Below are 19,846 nucleotides of genomic sequence, written 5' to 3' on the forward strand. Positions count from 1 at the left end.
GGCATGCCCTATCCGCATCACACAGCGTTGCGCCATGTCTGACGCCAGAACCCCGATCACCGTCCTCACCGGCTATCTCGGCGCGGGAAAATCCACCCTTCTCAATCACATCCTTTCCGAAGCTCCCCCCAGGCGCTTCGCGGTCATCGTCAACGAGTTCGGCGATATCGGCATCGACGGCGATCTCATCGACAGTGGCGAAGAGGAACTTATCGAACTCGCCTCGGGCTGCCTCTGCTGCGTTGTTCGGGGCGATCTGATCCGCACGCTCAGGCGCCTCATGAAGACCGCCCCCGATCTCGACGGCATCCTGATCGAGACGACGGGCCTCGCGAACCCGTCGCCCGTAATACAGACCTTCGGCGCCGATCAGCAGATCGCCGCCCGCACCCGGCTCGACGCCGTGATCTGCGTGGCGGACGCCCATCACATCGGCGCGCGCCTCGCCGACAGCGCCGACGCGGCCGATCAGGTGGCACTCGCCAGCGTCATCGTCCTGAACAAGGTCACCGGCGCGCCCGACGCGGATGCCGCCGAAGCGGCGCTTCGCACCATGAACCCGCACGCGGCCCTCTACCGCACTGACCGGGGCCGCATCGATCCGGCCCACGTCATCGGCACCGACAGTTTCTCGCTTGATCGCGTGGCGGCCGATCTGGCCCCCGTGAACGATCATGACCACGATCACCACGACCATGTTGCGGCCAGTGGAATATCAAGTGTTTCCATAGTGCTGGACGACCCTCTTGACGCAGCTTCCGTAGAGGCCTGGCTCGAACGCCTGCTCATGCTGAAGGGCGAACAGATCCTCCGCCTCAAGGGCATCCTGAACATCGCTGGCGAGGATCGCCGGGTCATCGTCCAGTCGGTTCACATGATGTATGAAGGCGACCACGGCGCGCCCTGGGGCGCTGCCCCGCGCTCCACGAAGCTCGTTGTCATCGGCCGCGATCTCGACGAAACCGAAATCCGCGACGGCCTTCTGGCCGCCCGCGCCCACGTCACAGCCTGAAGGAGCCCGCCCATGCCCGTCGTCGTCACAGACATCAAGCGCGCCGATGCCGAAGCCGCGGCGTCGCTTGCCGAGTTCGGCGTCGCTACCGTCCACGAGGCGCAGGGCCGCATCGGCCTGATGCACCAGCGCCTGCGACCGATCTACAAGGGCGCGGCGATTTCCGGCACCGCCGTCACCTGCACCCTGCCCCCGGGCGACAACTGGATGATCCACGTCGCCGCCGAACAGTGCCAGCCGGGCGACATCCTCGTCGCCGCCACCATCGCCGAGGCCCATTCCGGCTATTTCGGCGATCTCCTCGGCACCGTCCTTCAGGCGCGGGGCGTTCGCGGCCTTATCATCGACGCGGGTTGCCGCGACATCGCCGATCTCGAAAAGCTCGGTTTCCCGGTCTGGTCGCGCTCCGTCTGCGCCCACGGCACGGTCAAGGAAACGCTGGGCGACGTGAACGTGCCCGTCTCCTGCGGCGACGCAATCGTCAATCCGGGCGACGTGATCGTTGCCGACGATGACGGCGTCGTGGTCGTCCCCCGGGGCACCGAAGCCGCGGTCAGGGCCGCCGCCCAGGCCCGCATCGACAAGGAAGAGGCGAACCGCGCACGCTACGTCGCGGGCGAGCTTGGCCTCGACATCTACAACATGCGAGAACGGCTGAAAGCGAAGGGCCTGACCTATATCACCCAGGCCGATTGGGAGAACGGCGCATGATCATCGACTGCCACGGTCACTACACCACCGAACCGAAACCGTTCATGGAGTACCGCAAGGCCCAGATTGCGGCCTTCGAGGCGGGCGGCGCCATGCCCGCCTTCCCCGAGATCTCGGATGACGAGATCGCCGAAAGCGTGGCCAGCAACCAGTTGAAGGCGCTGAAGGATCGCGGCGCGGACATGACGATCTTCAGCCCCCGCGCTTCCGGCATGGGCCACCATATCGGCGACGAGGCCGTGTCGAAAACCTGGACACGCCACTGCAACGACATGATCCACCGGGTCACGCAGCTTTTCCCGGATAACTTCGTCGGCGTCTGCCAGCTTCCGCAAAACCCGAACGCGCCCATCGAGAACGCGATCGAGGAACTCACCCGCTGCGTCGAGGAGCTTGGCTTCGTCGGCTGCAACCTCAACCCCGATCCCACGGGGGGCATGTGGACAGGCGTGCCGCTCACCGACCGCGCCTGGTATCCGTTCTTCGAAAAGATGGTGGAGCTTGAAGTGCCCGCGATGATCCACGTCTCGGGCTCATGCAACCCCAACTTCCACATGACCGGCGCGCATTACATCAACGCCGACACCACCGCCTTCATGCAATTCCTGCAGGGCGATCTCTTCTCCGACTTCCCGGATCTGAAGCTGATCATCCCCCATGGCGGCGGCGCGGTGCCCTATCACTGGGGGCGCTACCGGGGGCTCGCCGACATGATGGGCAAACCGCCGCTGCGCGAGCATGTGATGAAGAACGTCTTCTTCGATACCTGCGTCTACCACCAGGCCGGGATCGACTGCCTGTTCAAGGTGATCGATGTCGAGAACATTCTCTTCGCCTCCGAAATGTTCGGCGCGGTCAAGGGGGTCGATCCCGAAACCGGCCACAACTTCGACGACACCAAGCGCTATATCGACGCCCTCGATCTGTCGGAGGCCGATCGTGCCAAGGTGTTCGAAGGCAATGCACGCCGGGTCTATCCCAGGCTCGACCGGCATCTGAAATCCCGCGGCCTCTGAGCAATGCACCTGCGGCATAGCCGCTATGAATTTGACCTCAATCAATTGAGGATTAACGGATTCTCCCTATGTTGCACTGCAGCAAAGAAGGAGAATTCGGTTCATGACTGCCGTTGCAGCACGCCAGGGCGTCGATATCCGCGCCATCGCCAATGCCTTCGCCCCGGGGGCATTCCGGGTCGATCCGCTCGGCCTCGTCTCGGGCTTCAAGGCCTATCTCATCTATTCCGCGCTCGCGGCCAAATCCGATGCGGAACTCGCCGCCATGGGGCTGAAGCGTGAAACCCTGGGCCGCACGGCCATGGAAGCGGTGAACATCCTCCGCGCGGCCTGAACGGCCTCCGGCGATCCACCCGAAACGCCCCCGCACGGGGGCGTTCGCGTCTCGCTCCCTCAGAACAGAGGCGCCGCCAGCCAGCCGGCGCCCGACAGCCCGAGCCAACCCAGAAGCATCCCGGTATCGGCCGCAAGCGCCACCGCCCCCACCACCGAAATCAGGATCGTCGCCACCACCCAGCGGTCGAACACCTCGTGCTCGCGGTTGATCATCGCGTTGAAGATCAGCCTGAATACCACCGACAGCCGCTGGATCGGCACCACCACCGCCACCGGCGCCACCGCCAGCGCGACATAGCGGAAAAACTGCGACAGCCCCACGGACGCCGCCGAAACCAGGAACCAGCCGGCCGTCTCCCGCCGGAAGGGCCCGAGGGCGGCAAACCCGCCCGATAGCGCCACGATCACCAGCACCACCAGCGTCGCGGCGGTGTAGGAGACCAGAAGCCCTCCCACGGAAGACGCGATCCCGCCCTCTCCGATCCCGAGCGCGATGAAAAGCGGTGAGGTCCCATAGCCGAAGGCGCAGACCGCCCCCCAGAACAGCCCCGGCCCGTATTGCGGCTCGAACCCCTTGGCCTTCCCCGCCGCCGTCGTGGCCTTCCGCCGGCGCATCACCACCATCGGCCCCACCACCACCAGAAGAATTCCGATCACGTTCACGAGGTTCACCGTCTCCCCCAGAAACGCGAAGGCCAGCACCAGCGAAACCAGGATCGACACCTGCTGAATGGGCGTTGACAGCGTCGCTCCCAGAAGCTGCGTGGCCTTGTAGTTCCCGTACCGCCCGAAGACGAAATGCACGATCCCGGCCAGCGTCATCCAGGTCCACGGCGCGACGTCCCAGGCCCACATCGCCTCGAACCCGCCCATGAGCGCGGCGAACAGAACGAACATCGGCACCCCGAAAGGCACCGTGATCGCCATGGCCTGCAGGACGGATCCCTTGACGACGCCGCGGCGCACCGCGGCGTTGTTCAGGCCGAAGAACGCGGCAGAGCCGAGCGCGAGAAGCGCACCGAGCATCGGAGCGCCTCAGCCCGGCCTCACCCCTTGCCCCGCAGAAATTCGCGCACAAGCTCGGGTGTCAGCGTGACATCGGGGTCGTATTCCGGCGCATTCTCGATCTGCTCCAGATCGTTCAGCCCGGAATTCTTGAAGATCCGGTTGATGCAGGAGATCAGGCGCAGGGGCCGCTCGGGATCGGCATTGAAATGCTGGTGGATCGTATTGGGCGGCACATAGATCACGTCACCCGCCTCGTATTCCCACTTCGAAACCTTGTCCTGCGGCTTCCAGAAATACTCGTCGGTGATTTCCACCTCGCAATCCTGGTGCAGGTCGTATCCCCGGCCCTCCAGCACATACAGGCACTCCTCCGCCAGGTGCCGGTGCTTGCCGGATTTCGATCCGGGCGGGATGATCTGCATATAGGCGTCGACGGTTTCCATCCGGGTGTTCATCGCCTCGTTGATCAGGTGCTTCAGAAGCCCCTGGCGCGACATCTCCCAGGGCATCTCGTTCGGGTGGATGATCTTCTTGCGCTCGGCGTCCCGCGCGGGCCGCGCGGCGGCGTCATCCAGCAGATCCTGGTAGAGCGGCGCGTTTTCCGTCCCGTCGATCCAGGCGTTCGTTTCCCCCCACGCCATCTCAATAGCCCTCCTTCGGGTGGTTGAAATCTTCTTCCTCCTCGCGCACCTCGAAATCCTCGCCCCCCGGGGCGGGCGTCGTCTCGCGCGGCTCGACGGTCTTCTGGAACAGCATGTTCATGAAGACGAACATCGGCTTCGTCTTCAGCACCAGCGCCCGTGCGGGCTTGGTGTCGGAGGCGTTGAAATGCTGGTGCACGCAGTTGTTGTGCACGATCGCCACATCGCCCGCCTTCCAGTCATAGCGCTGCTCGTCGTGGATCTCGTAACCCTCGCCATCGAGGATATAGAACGCGGCCTCGTTCACATGCCCGTGCTTCTGGCTTTTCCCGCCCGGCCCGTATTCCTCGAGATGCAGATGGAACAGCTGGCTTATCCCGTCCTTCGGCTCGACGTAATGGCGCGAATAGGCCTGCGGGCCGTCGACGAACTTGATCTCCCGCGCCTTCCGCACGCGCGGCATGGCCCGCAGCCGGTCAAGCTCCCATTGCAGGTTGTATTCGCCCTGGATCCCGCGAACGAAGATCCGGTCTTTCTGGCTGTGGTAATAGCCCGCCGGGCCCGGCGCATCGGCCTCCGCCCCTGGCGTTTCGGCATCGGTCTGAGGGTCGTCTGTCGTCTTCTTGTCCATGCGCTATCCTCCCGCGATTCGATGTAACAGAGTCGCGCTTGCAGAACAACATTCCTCTATGTGGAACAGTATTGCCTCAGGCCTTTTCCCCATCGCCCGGGACGTTACATCTGCCCCGACTCAACCTGTGAGGAGAACCATGGCCGACACCGGGAACCTGATCGAACTCTGCGCCAAGGACGATGTCGCCGAAGGCGAGGTCATCAAGGTCGAACACGAGGATCTGGAGCTCGCCGTCTACCATGTCGAGGGGCAGTTCTACGTCACCGACAACGCCTGCACCCATGGGCCCGGCGAACTGTCCGACGGCGATCTCGAGGGCCATGTGATCGAGTGCGACTTCCACCAGGGCAAGTTCGACATCCGCGACGGCTCCATCGTCGCCCCGCCCTGCATCGTCAAGCTCAAGACCTACAAGGTCGTCCCCCATGATACCGCCGTGGTGATCGAAGCGCCGGATGAGTGACCGGCCGGCCCCCGGCCCGGTGTCGGGGTAGACTGGGCCACCCGCGGCGTTCGCACCTCAGTACCGTCCGACGTATCGAAACAGAGCGTCGATCCGCCGGCAGCGACCGAAGCGCGGATCTGACGAAGACCTTCGGGCATTTTCAACGCTTTCCATCGAGTTTACCGGCCGATCGGTTCGGATAGGTCGATGGACGTTAAGGCTCTGCTTCTCGCCGCCACCACGGCGCTCCCGGTGTTTCTGGGCGCGTGACGGATTGATTGCCCAGCACAAGGCGGTCCATTATGACCTGACCGCCCTGCTCAACCTGCGCGGCATTCGCGACGCCCTGAACATCCTGCTCAAGGACGATGACGCGAGCGTGTTCAGCATCGATCTCGACGGTTTCAAGGCAATCGACGATTCTCGCGGTCACTCGGTCGGAGATGCGGTGCTTCAGGCGGTCGGAAGCTGCAAAGCCTCGCAACGACCGACGCGCTCAACCGTGACGAGATCGAGCCATTCTTTCAGATCCAGCACGCCTCTGATGATCACAGGATGATCGGCGCCGAGGCGCTTTCCCGGTGGGCTCATCAGCGAGATCGATTCCCGCATTCTCACCAAATCCGTCGCCTACATGCGGGAACTCGAAGATCAGGGCCTCATTCCTCCCAGACTGAGCGTGAATGTAAGCTACGCCCGGCTGACCGATCCCAATCTGCGCCGGCCCATCGAACGCCTGCCCGGCGCGGCGACCAAGCTCGTCTTCGAGATCGTCGAAGCCGTCTTGCTCGACGACCGGAACGACCTGACGTCCTGGGAACTCGACGCCATCCGGGAACGCGGCATCGGAATCGAACTCGATGACTTCGGCACCGGTCACGCCCCTGTTGTGGGGCTGACCCAGCGGCGCCCGGATCGCATGAAGGGCGACAAGAAATTCATCATCTCTCTGCCCGATCGTTCCTGTGAAGATCTTTTACGCACGATCGTCGGCATAGGTCGGGCGATGAAGATCCCGCTGACTGCCGAAGGCGTCGAAACGGAGGCCCAGGCCCAGATCCTGCGGGCGTTGGGTGTGGATACGCTGCAGGGATACCTGTTCGGCAAGGCCTGCCGATTTCCGGAGCCGCGAACGGCCCTGCAGAATCGCGCCGCCTAGCCAGATCCGACCTCCTTCTCGGAAGCTCATCTGAAGCTCCGGGACCGGCAACACGGCCCAGCCCAAGCTGCCGCGCCCCTGCTGCGACGCGCTCAGATCGACAATTGCAGGCCTCCCCGCGCCGACCTCCCCGAATGCCCCGGCCCTTCCGTGCGGCCCGGCGCCGGATCTCTCCGGCGCCACAGGTTCAAGCACGTGAAGCGATGCCGAATACGGCCCCGCGCTCAGGCGCGACGCCGCACCAGCCCCAGGCCACCAAGAGCCCCGAGAAGCAACCAGGCGGCCGCCGGCAGCGGCACGGCGTTGGTTGGATCGTCGGGCACCTGCGCGTCCGTTCCTTCGACACCGATCGTGAACCCGTTCCAGAACTCGCTGGTCAGGCTGACCCATGTGAGCGTGTCGAACGTATCCGTGAACAGGATCGTCCCGTGGGGTTCGGTCCCATTCCCCGCAATCGCATTCAGCGAGAACGTCCCGTCGAGGTTGTCGACCTTTTCGACAAGGCCGCCGCCCCAGTACCCATCGCTGTCCGTTCCGTTACCGTCGACATCGGCGCGCGTATAGCTGAGGATCTCGAACTCCTGGCTGAACGAATACCCGTTCCCGTTCATGCTCACGAAAGAATAGTACAGGTTCTCAACCGTTTGCGAAAACTCCAGGGTCTGAAGCCCGGCCGTGTCGAGCGCGATCATCTCTGCGCCGGGGGGACGGTTATCGACGCCATCCGGACCGCCGCTTTCATAGGGTGAATTCGAGCCCTGGGCGGAGAAGTAATCGATCGTATTCCCCGACTCGCCGTTCTGAAAGAACCCGACGCCCTGGGTGTTGGTGTAGGTCACTCCGATCGTTTCCGAACCCGAGGTGATCGTCCCCGTCGCCGTAAACGTTCCATCCGGACTGACTGAGGACGTCTCCCAGTCGATCCAGTTCACCGTCACAGCCTGCGCCGGCAAGACGCCGGACAGAACAAGACAGGCAGCATAAACCAAGATTTTACGCATGAAATGTCCCCCAAATTCGTCTTATTAACTGAAGGGTCCTAACACGTTTTGCCGATTTTTTGAAGTGAGTAGGGCCTCATGGGCCCATGCCGCCTTACACCACGCAGCCTATCCTGCCGTTTTCCGGCACGTCCGACACATGCCGATCATGGGCCGGGCAAGGCAATCTCGCGCAGGTTTCGGGCCGTCCGGGGCCGGTTGCGGCCCCTACTTCCGCGCGATCAGATCGACGAGCGCCGACATCCCAGAATGCCCCGGCCCCTCCTCGATCTCCGCGTCATAGGCCGCCGTCTCGACCTCCTTGAACCCCGCGAAGGCCTCGCGCAGAAGTGCCTCGGTATAGAGGTTTTCCAGCGCCTTCGGCCCGCCCGTCCCGTAGTCAAGCTGTTTCGGCCCGTACCCCTCGATCAGCACGATCCCCCCGGGCTTCACCGTCCGCACGATGCCTGCAAGCACGTCACTCCGCGCCGCAGGCGGCAGGAACTGAAAGAAGATCCCCACCACCGCGTCGAACGCCTCCGGCGCCCAGTCGCGCGCCGTGATATCCGACAGCTCCCACTCCAGCGTCACCCCGCGCTCGGCCGCCAGCCGCCGCGCCTTGTCCTGCGCGGTGGGCGAGAAATCCTGCGCCAGCACGTCATGGCCCTGCTCCGCCAGCCACACGCCGTTCCGGCCCTCGCCATCGGCCACCGACAGAACCCGCGATCCCGGCGGAATGCGCCCCGCAGTGCGGGCCAGAAACGCGTTCGGCTCCGTCCCGAAGACGAAATGCTCGGCCGCGAAACGGCCCTCCCAGCGGTCGTATTCGTTCATCCCCGCATCCTTTCACGCCGTCCCAGAACGCTCCGCATTGTCGGCAGAAGGAAGGTGATCACGATCGCCACCATCAGGATGATCGAGATCGGCCGCCCCACCATGTAGCCGAACACCTCCCCGTCCGAAATCAACCGCACCTGATGGAAGCTCCGCTCCGCCGTCTCCCCCAGGACGAAGGCGATGACCAGCGTCAGCCGCGGATAGTCGAACCGGATCATCAGGTAACCAAAGATCCCCATGGCCACCGCCAGAAGCACATCCGCCATCCGGCCTTCCAGCACGTAGACGCCCGTCAGCGACAGAAGCACCACCACCGGCACCACGATGTTCACGTCGATCCGCGTGATCAGCACAAGCACGCGGCTCAGCAGAAGCCCAATCACAGAGGCCGCCACGGCGGACACCGTCAGCGCCACGATCAGCCCGTAGACTTCCTTCTCGTGCTGCAGCAGGATCGTCGGTCCCGGCTCCATCCCGTGCAGTACGAGAATGGCGAGGAAGATCGCCGTTTCCGCCGACCCCGGGATGCCGAAGGCCACGGTCGGGATCAGCGATCCCCCGTCCTTCGCGTTGTTGGCCGATTCCGGCGCGATAACGCCCTTGATGTTGCCGGTCCCGAACGTGTCGCGGTCCTTCGCGGTCTGGGCGGTCGAGGAATAGCTCAGGAACGCCGCCACCGTCCCGCCGAGGCCGGGGACCGCGCCGATCACCGTGCCGATGATCGATCCGCGCAACAGCACCGTCCAGTGCCGGAACACCGATAGGATGCCCGCGCCCACGCCGGTGATCTTCATCTTCAGCGCCTCGCCCGTGCCGCCCTCCTCGGCGACCGACCCGCCCTTCAGCGCCAGCTCGATCATCTGCGAGATCGCGAAAAGCCCGGTCAGGGCGGGCACCAGCGGAATCCCGTCCCAAAGGTAATCGATCCCCCCGGTAAACCGCGTGTCACCGGTGAACTGGTTCGCGCCCGTGAAGGCGATCAGAAGCCCGATGCAGGCCGCGATCAGCCCGCGCAGAAGCTTGCCCTTCACCGAAACCGCGATCGCGGCAAGGCCCAGCACGGTCAGCAGGAAGAATTCCGACGACCCGAAGCTCAGCACCACCTCCCGCGCGACGGGAATGAACAGCAGAAGCGTGAAAAGCCCGATCAGCCCACCGAGGGCCGAGGCCGTGGCCGCCGCCCCGATCGCGAGCCCGGCCTTTCCCTGCCGCGCAAGGGGATAGCCATCGAAGGTGGTGGCGGCATTGGGCGCCGTCCCCGGCGTGTTCAGCAGAATGGCCGAGATCGAGCCTCCGAAGGACGTGGCCCCCATCACCCCGCCCGCGAGGTACATCGCGTTCAGGGGGTTGAGCGTATAGGTCACCGGAATCAGAAGCGCGAGCGCGGTTGTCCCGCCCAGCCCCGGGATCACCCCGAAGGTCAGCCCCAGAAGCACCCCGGTCATCAGGTAAAGGAAGCTTCCGCCGTTCAGAACGGCGAGAAAGGCCTCCAGTAATGCGTCAAGCCCCATGCGCCTGCCTGCCCCTCGAAGCCGGCGCGCCGCGAACTTCCGCGGCGCGCCGCAGCCTTGCCTTACTGCTCTACGGCGACGATGTCGGCGTATTGCTGATAGAAGGTCGACAGCTCGTTCATCATCGCGGTCGTGTCGGCCGCGCCCATGAACTCGAGGTCAACGCCCGCGCCCTCGGCCCAGGAGGTCACGGCCTCGCTTTCGCCCGCGGCGCGCAGCCCTTCCTCAAGTGCGGAAACGACCTCTGCGGGCATGCCCGGAGGGCCGCCGATCACACGCGCAAGCGTGAAATTCGCAAGCTGCGGATAGCCGATATCGGTGGCGTTCTGCACACCCTCCACAAGCTCGCCCGCCGACAGGGTCAGGATCAGCTTCAGATCGCCCGAGCCCGAACCCTCAAGGTATTTCGCCAGCGACGAGATCGGCTTGATCGTCGCGTCCACCTCGCCCGAGATTACGGCGATCATCGCATCATTCGAACCCGAATACCCGGTCACGTCGATGATATCGCAGCCGATGATCGACATCGCGATCCGCGTCGTTACCGAAGCGGTCGAGGTTGCGCCGGTATCCGAGAATTTCACCGGGTCATCGCCGGCGCACAGATCTTCGACCGAGTTGATATCGCTGCTCGCCGGCACCGCCAGCGCATAGCGCGCGATCGCAAGGTTCGCGAGCCATGTCACTTCCGACAGGGCAAATCCCTGATCCCGGCCCAGAACCTCGTTCACGGTGAAACCGGGAATATTGAAGATCCCGATCGTGTAGCCGTCGGGGTCGGCCCGGAAGACAGACTGCGCCCCCCGCGTGCCGCCCGCGCCCGAAATGTTCTCGGGCACGACCGTCGCGCCCATCGCCTCGCCAAGCGCCGGGGCGAACTGGCGCACGATCGTATCGAACCCGCCGCCGGGGCTGTAGGGGATGACGAAGCTGATCGGCCCGTCTTCCGGAAAATCGGCCAGCGCCGGCGATGCGGCCAGCGCTGCCGCGGCCAGCCCTGTGGCAAAGAGTTTCTTCATGGTCTTCCTCCCTGGTTGTTCCTGTCCGACGCTACCACGCCGAAACCCCTCCTTTTGTGAACAGAAGGCCCCGGTACAGCTCGTAATCCAGGGCCCATTCGAAAACACCGATCTGGAACGCCAGCACGCCAAGGCCGACACCCCCGGCCACCGCAAGGCTCCGCTTCCCGCGCAGCCGCACATAGGCCGCGGCAAAGATCGGCGAAGCGGCGAGGATGCCCACCGTCGCCATCAGCGCGAACGATCCCGCGATCCAGCCGATGCATTCGGCCTGGTTCGCGAAACTCGGGTTGTGCATCATCTCGCGCCGCCGGAAGCCGGTGCCGCCGAACGCCTCGACGGCCGCCGCGCCGGGAAGGCGCGTCCGGCTCCAGATATCGAGGATCAGCAGCAGGATCATCGCGACCGACACCATCACCGGAAACCGCGCCGCCACGGCCGGATAGCCCCAGGCAATCACCAGCATCGTCACCGCGAAGACCAGCAGCACGACGGGCGGCCAGATCGACGTGACGGCGCGCGGGGCCTCGGACATGTCACTCTGCGCCATGGCTACTCCACCGGGAACAAAAGCGATTTCACGACGACGGGCGCCGCGCCCGTGGCGCGAAGAACTTCGCCGATATCGATGAAGTCGAACTCCGACAGCGCGATGCCGTCAATCGAAATGATCGCGCCGGGCACATCCTCCTCGCTCCGGCACTGCATCCCGATCAGGCCGCCGATATCGCCGTCGGTCACGATCACCAAGGGGTGTCCGGCATCGAGCACGGGCCTCAACCCGGCAACGAGGCCCCGCCCAAGCGCCGAAAGCCGCGCATAGCTCGCCGAACCCTCCCACGGGATCGCGGCGGCCACCGGCGTCTCCCCCGATCCGAGGTCCAGCCGGTCAAGACCCTCGCGCACCGCCCGTGCCACGGCATCGGCATCGATCTCGTCGCCAAGCTCCAGCGCGGGCGCTATCACCGCGAGGTTCCTCAAGGGCAGCGCATCCTCGGGATCAAGAAAGATCGTCGAACCCGAGACCTGCACCGTGTATTGCGACGCCCCCACAACCGTGGCCCGGATCCCCTGTCGCGCAGGCTCCACCGTCAGCCCAGTTGCCTCCGCCCGCGCCGCGATGGCGCGCGCCAGGTCGGGGCCAAGATCGCCCGTCTCCTCCCTTTGCCCCGCGATGAATTCCGACACTCCGCCGGAAAACACCGCCCGCGCGGCACCCGCGCGGCCAAGGGGCGGCAGCCGCATGAACCCATCGACTGCAGCCCCGCCGACCGCGGCCATGATGCACTCCGCCATCACCGCCGCCACCGCCGCGCGTTCCTCATCGCTCAGCACGTCGCCAACGCCAGCCGCGATACCCGCCGCCGCAAGATGCTTGGCCCCGTAAGGCTCCATCCGATCGATCCGCCCACCGGCATCAAGCACGATCAGCCGCGCGCCCGCATCCACGGCCGTACGCGAAACGATCTCGCCGCCCTCACACAGCGCGATCTTCGTCGTCCCCCCACCGATATCGATGTTGAGAACCGCATCCCCCTGCTCAGACAGGGCCACTGCGCCCGATCCATGGGCGGCCATCAGCGTTTCCAGCGCGTCGCCCGCGCTCACCGCCACGAATTTCCCGGCCTCGGCAGCAAAGATCTCGCCGATCGCCCGCGCATTCGCCCGCCGCGCCGCCACCCCTGTCAGGATCAGCGCGCCCGTGTCGATATCCTCGGGCAGGATTCCGGCGGCCGCATATTGCCGGTGAATGAAGTCGCCCAGCACCCCGGCATCGATCGTGTTGTCCCCCGCATAGGGCGTCAGCAGGATATCGGAGGCAAACCGCACCTCCCGCCCCGTCACCACATAGGCCGTATCAAGCCGCTCCAGCGTGATCGTCGACACCAGAAGATGCGAGGTCGACGATCCGATATCGACGCCGATGCTCGTCAGCTCGATCTGGTCTTCCTCGATCAGCGACCGGTCCGCGCCGGAAAAGTGGATCCGCCCGCCGGGATCAAGCTCGTCGGGGTGCAGCGCCGCGTTCACTGGTCCGCCGGTTTTTCGTACAGGGCCGGATCCATCCGCGTCGCCCCGCCATTGGCCTCGATATGGGCCTCGAACTCGGCCCGAAGCTTCGGGTCCTCCATCCAGTAGGGGATCGACGTGCCGCCTTCGGTCACATCCATCGCGGTATAGTCGATCTGCTTCGCGCCCGGCGGCAGGCCGGTCACGAGGGTCGGATGGTTCGGACCGAACCACGCGGTCAGGCGGAACGGCTCTGCCGACGAGTTGAAATGCTGGTGATACCAGCGATCGCCCCCCGGCGCCGCCGTCACCATGCCGAACTGCTCGTAATCGCAGCGCTCCACCTGGTCGCCATGCCCGTCCTTCCAGGGGTTCACCCCGCAGCGCTCGGGCCAGGTATAGGTGTATCCCTTGCCCTTCACACAGATCAGCACGGCCGCCGAACTGTGCGCATGGCCCTTCGAATACTTGCCCGTCTCGTGCTGGCCCAGCCAGAGGTAGAACTTGTTGCCGGTCATGAACGGCTCCACCCGACGCCAGCCGGGGCTGCGGCGGTTGTCGAGCGGCAGGTCGCAATTCACGACGTCGGGGACAAGGTTCGTCCGCCGCATCGCCAGCCCCCGGATCGGATCAGGCTCAAGATCTTCCTTGTACTTGTAGAAATCTTCCGAGCCGGAAAACCGCGACGTCATTTCATAGGGGCAATTGTGGAGAAACTCGTTATCCCCGATCAGGTTCAGAAGGTTGGGATGCGTCGTGCCCCCGATCAGAAGGGCAGGCTCGGCGGTGGCATTTACGATCCGGTGATAGGCATTCACCGGGATCGAGAAAAGCGATCCCTTCTGCCATTCGAAGACGTGTTTCTTGCCGCCCTCTTCAAGCCAGACCTCGGTCGTGCCGCGCCCTTCGGCGACAAGATAGATCTCTTCATAAAGATGCCGCTCGACATTCAGCGCGCCCGCACCGGGCACCTCGACGACGTACTGGCCCCACTTGCCCTCGGTGCCGTGCAGCTGGATGTAACTGCCGCGCCCGCCCATCCGGGGCCAGTCGGCCAGTTCGAGGTCACGCACGGTGCGGATGCCGATCCCACGGAAGATCGGGATCCCCTCGCTTTCCATGAACTTGTCGTAATCCGACAGGGGCTGCCCGAACTTGCCATACCCGGCCCGCTCGCCCCGCTTCGGTTCGTGCCAGTGGACTGTGCCGTCCATATCGTGCGGCATGGATCTCCTCCCCGACCTCTTTTTCGTGCCCGACAACATGTCGCAGGGCGCGCCGAAGGTCAACTTTCGTGGAATGGAGTTCCACATGACGGAACGCTTGCCGCAGCCTTGTGACAGCGCCCGTGCCCCCGCCCTACTGTCACGGTCAAACACGGGCGCAAGGGGAGGACCGGCATGGCAGAGGATGGCGGCGCGCGGGACAACTGGAAGGCCGAACCGGTCGAAGGGCCGCTTGATGAGGGGATCGGCTGGGGCTCAGACGTGCCCGCGGCGATGCTGCGCCGCCTCGGCGTGCCCTACATCGCCCTGACGCCAGGCGCGAGCTACCGGGGCTTCCACGACAGCCTCGTCAACCACCTCGGCAACGACCGGCCCGAGATGCTGCTTTGCCTGCACGAGGAACACGCGGTCGCCATCGCGCATGGGTATGCCAAGGTCGCCGGCACCGCGATGACCGTCGCGCTTCATTCCAATGTCGGCCTGCTGCACGGCTCCATGGCGATGTTCAACGCCTGGGGCGATCGCGCACCGATGCTCATCCTCGGGGCGACCGGGCCGGTCGACGCGGCCCAGCGGCGGCCCTGGATCGACTGGCTGCACACCACGCTCGATCAGGGCGCGCTGACCCGTCACTTCACAAAGTGGGATGATCAGCCGGGCTCGCCCCAGGCCTGTATCGAGGCGATGGCCCGCGGCTGGAAGCTCACCAATGCCAGCCCCGCGGCCCCGGTCTACATCAATCTCGACGCGGGCTGGCAGGAGGCCCCGGTCGAGGGCGACCTGACCTGGCCCGATGCCGCGCGTCATGCGCCTCCAGCCCCGCCCCGGCCAGACCCGGACCTGATCGAAAAGGCCGCGCATCTTCTCGATGGCGCGACGCACCCGGTGATCCTCTTCGGGCGCGGCCTGCGCACGGAAGAGGCCATGGCGGCGCGCGTGGCCCTCGCTGAACGCACCGGCGCGGCGATGCTGTCGGATCTCAAGGCCGGCACCATGGTGCCGGGCGATCACCCGAACCATGCGGGGCCGCCGATCAACAAGCTCAACCCGATGGCGGCAGAGGTCCTGACCCGGACCGACGTGATCCTGAGCCTCGGCTGGATCGACCTGGGCGGCATCCTGAAGCAGGCCTTCGGCGACGGCCCGGTACCGGCGAAGGTGATCCACGCAGGCGACGACAGCCATCTGCACCGCGGCTGGGGACAGGAACATTTCGGCCTCCCGCCCGTCGATATCGAATTTCTCTGCCCCGCCGATCCGGTGGTGGCGGATCTTCTCGCGGCCCTGCCCGGCCCGGCGAAACCCGCGCCCGCCCTGCCGCCCGCCCCGGCGCCCAAGCCCGCGGCGGGCGACGCGCTCACCATGCGCGATGTGGCCGCGGCGCTGAAGGCCGAACTCGGCGACACGCCCGTCACCTTCCCCGCCCTGTCCCGCAGCTGGCCCCACGATCTCTGGCCGCAACGCAGCCCGCTCGATTTCCTCGGCAAGGATGGCGGGGGCGGCATCGGCTCGGGCCCCGGCCTCGCCGTCGGGGCCGCACTCGCCCTGAAGGGCTCGGGCCGGCACGTCGTCGCGACGCTCGGGGACGGCGACACGCTGATGGGCATCACCGCGCTCTGGACGGCGGCGAAGTACCGGCTGCCCCTGCTGATCGTCGTCGGCAACAACCGCTCGTATTTCAACGACGAACTGCACCAGGAAGCCGTGGCCCGCCGCCGCGGCCGCAACGAGGCGAACGCCTGGGTGGGCCAGCGGCTCGACGATCCCGCCCCCGACATCGCCATGCTCGCCCGCGGCCAGGGCGTCGACGCGACCGGCCCGATCAAGACGCAGGCCGGTCTCGGCGCGGCTGTCAGAGAGGCGGCGGCCACGCTTCGCGACGGACGCCCCTACCTCATCGATGTCTGGATCGATCCGCGACAGGGCCGCGAGCAGGCGGTCCGCCGCGCCACGAAGGGCGGCTGAAACGCCGCCCTATCCGAAATCCCGGAAGCCCAGGAAGTAGCGGATGATCAGGCCCCGGTAGAGGCTGATATCGAAGATGAATTCGAAGACGCCCCAGATGAACAGCGTCACCCCGGCCGCCGTCAGAACCGTCAGCATCCACTCCTCGCCCGCCAGCATCCGCATCAGGATCACGCAGAACAGGAAAACGCCGGCATAGTGGCCGAGAACGAGGATCATCAGGACCATCCCGACCATCCAGGTCGATATCCCCAGAACCTTGTTGAAATTCCCCACCTGCCCGCCGAACGCCTTGGCAATCCGCGCCCGCGGGTCGAACCCCTCGCGCACCCGCCACAGCCGCCGCGCATGGATCGCGATCAGGATCAGAAGCGGCACCATGATGACGAAGGGCGTCCGCGACGACACCAGCTTGTAGGTCAGCGCCTCGAAGAACGCGGCCACCGTGACCACGGCGATGAAGGCCAGGAAACAGATCTCCAGCGCGAACATGTTGCCATGCCGCGTCTTGGCCGCCTCCGCGGCCTCCGGGGTGGTTTCGGGATCACTTGGCACCGGGGATCACCTTCTTCTTGTCGCGCACGATCACCCAGATGTTCCACGCGAGGAACGCCACGGTGATCAGCATCAGGACGAGCGGAATGGGCTGCATCACGAAGAACGGCCCGTCGAGCAGCAGCGCGAGGTACAGGTTCTTCTCCACCGCGAAGCCAAGCACGAAGCCGATCAGAAGCGCGGCGCGCGAGTAGTTCAGCACCTTCATCACGTAGCCTAGGATGCCGAATACCACCGCAACCCCGATATCGAAGATCGCGCGTTCGCCGGCGAAGGCCCCCGTGGCGATCACCGCCATCAGGACAGGCACCATCACCGAGGCCCGGATCGACGTTGCCCGGCTCAGCGGGTTGACGAGGAACATGCCCACGATCGTGCCGATCAGGTTGCCGATGATGATGGTGAAGATCATCACGAATATGATGTCGACATTCTGGTTCAGCATCTGCGGCCCGGTATCGAGGCCGAGGATGAAAAGCCCCGACAGAAGGATCGCCATCGAGGACGAGCCGGGAATGCCGAAGGCGATGGTCGAGGCAAGCGCCCCACCCTCCACCGCGTCATTCGACGCCTCGGGCCCGATCACGCCCTTCACGTTGCCCGTGCCGAAGGTGTCCCGGTCGGGCGAGGATTGCTTGGCATGGCCATAGGCCACGAACGAGGCCGGGGCAGACCCCAGCCCGGGAATAAGCCCCATGGTCGTTCCGATCGCCGAACAGCGCATCACCAGCCACCAGTGCTTGAACGCCAGCCCGATGCCCTTGAAGATCTGAAACTGCGTGTCCTTGGCCGACAGCGCCTTCGGCACATCCCGCGCCAGCGACCCGCCGCGCACCCAGAGGTCGATCATCTCCGCCACCGCGAAGAGGCCAAGGATCACGGGCACAAGCTGCAACCCGTCGGCCAGCCGGTCGGATCCCAGCGTGAAGCGGTGCGTGTTCGTCACGTTGTCCACGCCGATCATCGCCAGCAGAAGGCCCAGAAGCGCGGCGATCAGGCTGCGCGTCATGTCCTCTTTTCCGAGAACGGCCACGAATGTCAGCGCAAGAAAGGCCAGCACGAACACTTCGGGCGGGCCGAAGAACAGCACCACCTCCCGAAGCACCGGGATCAGCAGCCCCAGTACCACCGCCCCGAATGTCGCGCCCAGGAAGCAGGCGGCCATCGCCGCGCCCACGGCGATCCCCGCCTCGCCCTTGTCGCGCATCGGCGGCCCGTCAAGAAGCGTCGCCGCGTTCTGCCCCGTGCCCGGCGTGGAAAACAGGATCGCGGTCAGCCCGCCGCCCTGCGCCACGGTCGCATGGGCGCCCAGGATGAAGGCAATGCCCGCGGCGGGTTCCATCTGGTAGAGGAACGTCACCGCCATCGCCATGGCGAAATGGCCCGAAAGCCCCGGGATCACCCCGATGATCAGGCCGAAGATCGACCCGACGAAAAGATAGGGAAACACCGCCCAGCTGATCGACTGCGCGAAGCCGCTGATCATCCCCTCGATGACTGTCATGTGAAAGCGCCCTGCCCCTCAAAAACCCCCGCCGGTCGCCCGGCGGGGGCAGTGATGCTTTCGAAGTGCCGTCAGATCTCGCCGCGGATCGCGCGGACGAACAGCGCTTCGATATCCGGCTCAAGCTCGGTCGCGGCCTTGGCGATCTCGGACATCTCCTCGCCCGAGGCGTAAAGAAGGTCGCGCCCGGCCTCTTCCATCTGGCTCACGAACTCAGCGTCGTTCATCGACGCAGCGAAGGCTTCCCGCAGGAACGCAAGCCGGTCTTCCGGAATGCCCGGAGGCGCGGCCACCGGGCGGCCCACAGCGTTCAGCGCTTCCCAGCTTCTCAGGATCTTCGTCGCCCGCTCGGGATTCTCGGTGGTCTTGGCGACATCATAGATCGACGGCGCGCCGCCAAGCTCGGGCCGGTCTTCCTTCTCGGCATGTAGGATCACCTTGTGATCGCCCGATTCGATGCCCTTCAGCGCCGATCCGAGGGAGCCCCACATCGCCTGCACATCGCCCCTCAGCATCGCGGTCCGGATGTCGCCCGACCGGTCGAAGCCGTGCACCACGCGCTGGTCGATCCCGAAGGCGTCACCGATGATCACGGCGTCCACATAGGTCGAGCCGCCAAGCCCGGTCGCGCCCACGATCTCGGGACGGCCATTGTTCATCATGTCTTCGAAGCTCTCGATGCCCGACAGCGCGCTGACGACCATCACGCGGGGGTCAGCCACCATCCGGCCAAGATATTCGTACTGGCCCACCTTGTAGTTGGCGCCCTCGATCTGGGCCAGCTGGTTCGTCACCATCGCCGACCCGTTGATGATGCCGATATAGGTGCCGTCATTCGGAGAGTTGAAGATCTCCACCGCGCCCTTCATGCCGCCCGATCCGGGCATGTTCACGATATCGACGCGCGCGCCCGTGTACTTCTCGAAATAGGGCGCGAGCATGCGGCTGTATTCGTCATACCCTCCACCGGGATCGTAGGGCACGATCCACTTGATCACGTTGTCCTTGTAGAACTCCGCCGCCGACTGGGCCGACGCGGCACTGCCGAGGCCAAGCGCGGCAAGCCCCGCGGCTGCGGCGACGGTCTTCAGAAACGTTCTTCTCATGATACCTCCCGAGTGTTCATCGAATGTCCGGCCCGGGGCATCGGCTCGTCTTGGCGCCGGGGGCCCCGGTTGTCGCGGGGTCACTCTTTTCTGCCATTCGGCATTTCCCTGTCACACATGTCCTGGCAGCCGCCTCCCCGGCTCCGTCGGAAATGATGTCATGAAAGGCTA

At 65.2% G+C, this 19,846-nt stretch carries 21 protein-coding genes; 8 read left to right on the top strand and 13 right to left on the bottom strand.

Annotation, left to right across the window (positions count from 1 at the left end):
- The first annotated feature begins 34 nt into the window (after positions 1-34).
- The 4 genes from RXV90_RS00180 (at position 35) to RXV90_RS00195 (ending at position 3,073) form a co-directional block, all read left to right on the top strand.
- Positions 35-1,012, top strand: a complete 978-nt coding sequence (locus tag RXV90_RS00180) for a CobW family GTP-binding protein (protein WP_316646202.1) — start codon at positions 35-37, stop codon at positions 1,010-1,012.
- Positions 1,013-1,024: 12 nt separating this feature from the next.
- Positions 1,025-1,723 carry a 4-carboxy-4-hydroxy-2-oxoadipate aldolase/oxaloacetate decarboxylase gene (locus RXV90_RS00185; RefSeq protein WP_316646204.1) on the top strand — a complete coding sequence of 233 codons (699 nt, stop codon included), beginning with the start codon at positions 1,025-1,027 and terminating at the stop codon, positions 1,721-1,723.
- Positions 1,720-2,739, top strand: coding sequence for an amidohydrolase family protein (locus RXV90_RS00190; protein ID WP_316646205.1), 1,020 nt, complete (start codon positions 1,720-1,722; stop codon positions 2,737-2,739). The genes RXV90_RS00185 and RXV90_RS00190 overlap by 4 nt, the downstream gene beginning before the upstream one ends.
- 103 nt (positions 2,740-2,842) lie before the next feature.
- The gene (locus RXV90_RS00195) at positions 2,843-3,073 is read left to right on the top strand and encodes a hypothetical protein (RefSeq protein ID WP_316646206.1); all 231 of its coding nucleotides are present in this window, start codon (positions 2,843-2,845) and stop codon (positions 3,071-3,073) included.
- 59 nt (positions 3,074-3,132) lie between these two features.
- Here the strand turns inward: RXV90_RS00195 and RXV90_RS00200 are convergent, their stop codons facing one another.
- The 3 genes from RXV90_RS00200 to RXV90_RS00210 are packed head-to-tail and all read right to left on the bottom strand — an operon-like array spanning position 3,133 to position 5,355.
- The gene (locus RXV90_RS00200; protein ID WP_316646207.1) at positions 3,133-4,101 is read right to left on the bottom strand and encodes an EamA family transporter; all 969 of its coding nucleotides are present in this window, start codon (positions 4,099-4,101) and stop codon (positions 3,133-3,135) included.
- A gap of 20 nt (positions 4,102-4,121) precedes the next feature.
- Positions 4,122-4,724: a cupin domain-containing protein gene (locus RXV90_RS00205; protein WP_316646209.1), complete on the bottom strand. Its 603-nt coding sequence runs from the start codon at positions 4,722-4,724 to the stop codon at positions 4,122-4,124.
- Between the two features lies 1 nt (position 4,725).
- Positions 4,726-5,355, bottom strand: a complete 630-nt coding sequence (locus tag RXV90_RS00210) for a cupin domain-containing protein (RefSeq protein ID WP_316646210.1) — start codon at positions 5,353-5,355, stop codon at positions 4,726-4,728.
- 139 nt (positions 5,356-5,494) lie between these two features.
- Between RXV90_RS00210 and RXV90_RS00215 the strand changes: the two genes are divergently transcribed.
- The 3 genes from RXV90_RS00215 (at position 5,495) to RXV90_RS00225 (ending at position 6,962) form a co-directional block, all read left to right on the top strand.
- Entirely contained in the window at positions 5,495-5,821 is a 327-nt protein-coding gene (locus RXV90_RS00215) for a non-heme iron oxygenase ferredoxin subunit (RefSeq protein ID WP_316646212.1), read from the top strand.
- Positions 5,822-6,077: 256 nt separating this feature from the next.
- Positions 6,078-6,362 carry a GGDEF domain-containing protein gene (locus RXV90_RS00220; RefSeq protein WP_316646213.1) on the top strand — a complete coding sequence of 95 codons (285 nt, stop codon included), beginning with the start codon at positions 6,078-6,080 and terminating at the stop codon, positions 6,360-6,362.
- Between the two features lie 30 nt (positions 6,363-6,392).
- Complete coding sequence (locus RXV90_RS00225) at positions 6,393-6,962, top strand: EAL domain-containing protein (protein WP_316646752.1); 570 nt, start codon at positions 6,393-6,395, stop codon at positions 6,960-6,962.
- A 224-nt stretch (positions 6,963-7,186) separates the two neighbouring features.
- Here RXV90_RS00225 and RXV90_RS00230 read toward each other — a convergent pair whose 3' ends face one another.
- From RXV90_RS00230 to RXV90_RS00260, 7 genes are all read right to left on the bottom strand, one after another.
- A complete protein-coding gene (locus tag RXV90_RS00230; protein ID WP_316646214.1) occupies positions 7,187-7,963 on the bottom strand; it encodes a VPLPA-CTERM sorting domain-containing protein in 777 nt (258 codons plus the stop codon).
- Positions 7,964-8,170: 207 nt separating this feature from the next.
- On the bottom strand, positions 8,171-8,776 hold the full coding sequence (locus RXV90_RS00235; RefSeq protein ID WP_316646215.1) for an SAM-dependent methyltransferase: 606 nt from the start codon (positions 8,774-8,776) through the stop codon (positions 8,171-8,173).
- Complete coding sequence (locus RXV90_RS00240) at positions 8,773-10,290, bottom strand: tripartite tricarboxylate transporter permease (RefSeq protein WP_316646216.1); 1,518 nt, start codon at positions 10,288-10,290, stop codon at positions 8,773-8,775. The genes RXV90_RS00235 and RXV90_RS00240 overlap by 4 nt, the downstream gene beginning before the upstream one ends.
- A 62-nt stretch (positions 10,291-10,352) precedes the next feature.
- A complete protein-coding gene (locus tag RXV90_RS00245; protein ID WP_316646217.1) occupies positions 10,353-11,309 on the bottom strand; it encodes a Bug family tripartite tricarboxylate transporter substrate binding protein in 957 nt (318 codons plus the stop codon).
- Between the two features lie 31 nt (positions 11,310-11,340).
- Positions 11,341-11,859, bottom strand: a complete 519-nt coding sequence (locus RXV90_RS00250; RefSeq protein WP_316646218.1) for a hypothetical protein — start codon at positions 11,857-11,859, stop codon at positions 11,341-11,343.
- Positions 11,860-11,861: 2 nt separating this feature from the next.
- Complete coding sequence (locus RXV90_RS00255) at positions 11,862-13,340, bottom strand: ethanolamine ammonia-lyase reactivating factor EutA (RefSeq protein ID WP_316646219.1); 1,479 nt, start codon at positions 13,338-13,340, stop codon at positions 11,862-11,864.
- Positions 13,337-14,545, bottom strand: coding sequence for a cupin domain-containing protein (locus RXV90_RS00260; RefSeq protein WP_316646220.1), 1,209 nt, complete (start codon positions 14,543-14,545; stop codon positions 13,337-13,339). The genes RXV90_RS00255 and RXV90_RS00260 overlap by 4 nt, the downstream gene beginning before the upstream one ends.
- Positions 14,546-14,719: 174 nt before the next feature.
- Between RXV90_RS00260 and RXV90_RS00265 the strand changes: the two genes are divergently transcribed.
- Positions 14,720-16,510 (top strand): thiamine pyrophosphate-binding protein, encoded by a 1,791-nt coding sequence (locus RXV90_RS00265; RefSeq protein ID WP_316646221.1) that lies wholly within the window; start codon positions 14,720-14,722, stop codon positions 16,508-16,510.
- Between the two features lie 9 nt (positions 16,511-16,519).
- Here the strand turns inward: RXV90_RS00265 and RXV90_RS00270 are convergent, their stop codons facing one another.
- From RXV90_RS00270 to RXV90_RS00280, 3 genes are all read right to left on the bottom strand, one after another.
- Positions 16,520-17,065 carry a tripartite tricarboxylate transporter TctB family protein gene (locus RXV90_RS00270; RefSeq protein WP_316646222.1) on the bottom strand — a complete coding sequence of 182 codons (546 nt, stop codon included), beginning with the start codon at positions 17,063-17,065 and terminating at the stop codon, positions 16,520-16,522.
- A complete protein-coding gene (locus RXV90_RS00275) occupies positions 17,055-18,569 on the bottom strand; it encodes a tripartite tricarboxylate transporter permease (protein ID WP_316646223.1) in 1,515 nt (504 codons plus the stop codon). Before RXV90_RS00275 ends, RXV90_RS00270 begins: the two co-directional genes overlap by 11 nt.
- A gap of 71 nt (positions 18,570-18,640) precedes the next feature.
- Positions 18,641-19,675: a Bug family tripartite tricarboxylate transporter substrate binding protein gene (locus RXV90_RS00280; protein WP_316646224.1), complete on the bottom strand. Its 1,035-nt coding sequence runs from the start codon at positions 19,673-19,675 to the stop codon at positions 18,641-18,643.
- Between the last annotated feature and the right edge of the window lie 171 nt (positions 19,676-19,846).

It is taken from the genome of Ovoidimarina sediminis, assembly GCF_032586175.1.
GTDB lineage: Bacteria > Pseudomonadota > Alphaproteobacteria > Rhodobacterales > Rhodobacteraceae > Ovoidimarina > Ovoidimarina sediminis.

Coding starts and splice junctions, on each gene's coding strand:
- RXV90_RS00180 (WP_316646202.1), top strand. CDS start 35: ATGTCTGACGCCAGAACCCCGATCACCGTCCTCACCGGCTATCTCGGC.
- RXV90_RS00185 (WP_316646204.1), top strand. CDS start 1,025: ATGCCCGTCGTCGTCACAGACATCAAGCGCGCCGATGCCGAAGCCGCG.
- RXV90_RS00190 (WP_316646205.1), top strand. CDS start 1,720: ATGATCATCGACTGCCACGGTCACTACACCACCGAACCGAAACCGTTC.
- RXV90_RS00195 (WP_316646206.1), top strand. CDS start 2,843: ATGACTGCCGTTGCAGCACGCCAGGGCGTCGATATCCGCGCCATCGCC.
- RXV90_RS00200 (WP_316646207.1), bottom strand. CDS start 4,101: ATGCTCGGTGCGCTTCTCGCGCTCGGCTCTGCCGCGTTCTTCGGCCTG.
- RXV90_RS00205 (WP_316646209.1), bottom strand. CDS start 4,724: ATGGCGTGGGGGGAAACGAACGCCTGGATCGACGGGACGGAAAACGCG.
- RXV90_RS00210 (WP_316646210.1), bottom strand. CDS start 5,355: ATGGACAAGAAGACGACAGACGACCCTCAGACCGATGCCGAAACGCCA.
- RXV90_RS00215 (WP_316646212.1), top strand. CDS start 5,495: ATGGCCGACACCGGGAACCTGATCGAACTCTGCGCCAAGGACGATGTC.
- RXV90_RS00230 (WP_316646214.1), bottom strand. CDS start 7,963: ATGCGTAAAATCTTGGTTTATGCTGCCTGTCTTGTTCTGTCCGGCGTC.
- RXV90_RS00235 (WP_316646215.1), bottom strand. CDS start 8,776: ATGAACGAATACGACCGCTGGGAGGGCCGTTTCGCGGCCGAGCATTTC.
- RXV90_RS00240 (WP_316646216.1), bottom strand. CDS start 10,290: ATGGGGCTTGACGCATTACTGGAGGCCTTTCTCGCCGTTCTGAACGGC.
- RXV90_RS00245 (WP_316646217.1), bottom strand. CDS start 11,309: ATGAAGAAACTCTTTGCCACAGGGCTGGCCGCGGCAGCGCTGGCCGCA.
- RXV90_RS00250 (WP_316646218.1), bottom strand. CDS start 11,859: ATGGCGCAGAGTGACATGTCCGAGGCCCCGCGCGCCGTCACGTCGATC.
- RXV90_RS00260 (WP_316646220.1), bottom strand. CDS start 14,545: ATGCCGCACGATATGGACGGCACAGTCCACTGGCACGAACCGAAGCGG.
- RXV90_RS00265 (WP_316646221.1), top strand. CDS start 14,720: ATGGCAGAGGATGGCGGCGCGCGGGACAACTGGAAGGCCGAACCGGTC.
- RXV90_RS00275 (WP_316646223.1), bottom strand. CDS start 18,569: ATGACAGTCATCGAGGGGATGATCAGCGGCTTCGCGCAGTCGATCAGC.
- RXV90_RS00280 (WP_316646224.1), bottom strand. CDS start 19,675: ATGAGAAGAACGTTTCTGAAGACCGTCGCCGCAGCCGCGGGGCTTGCC.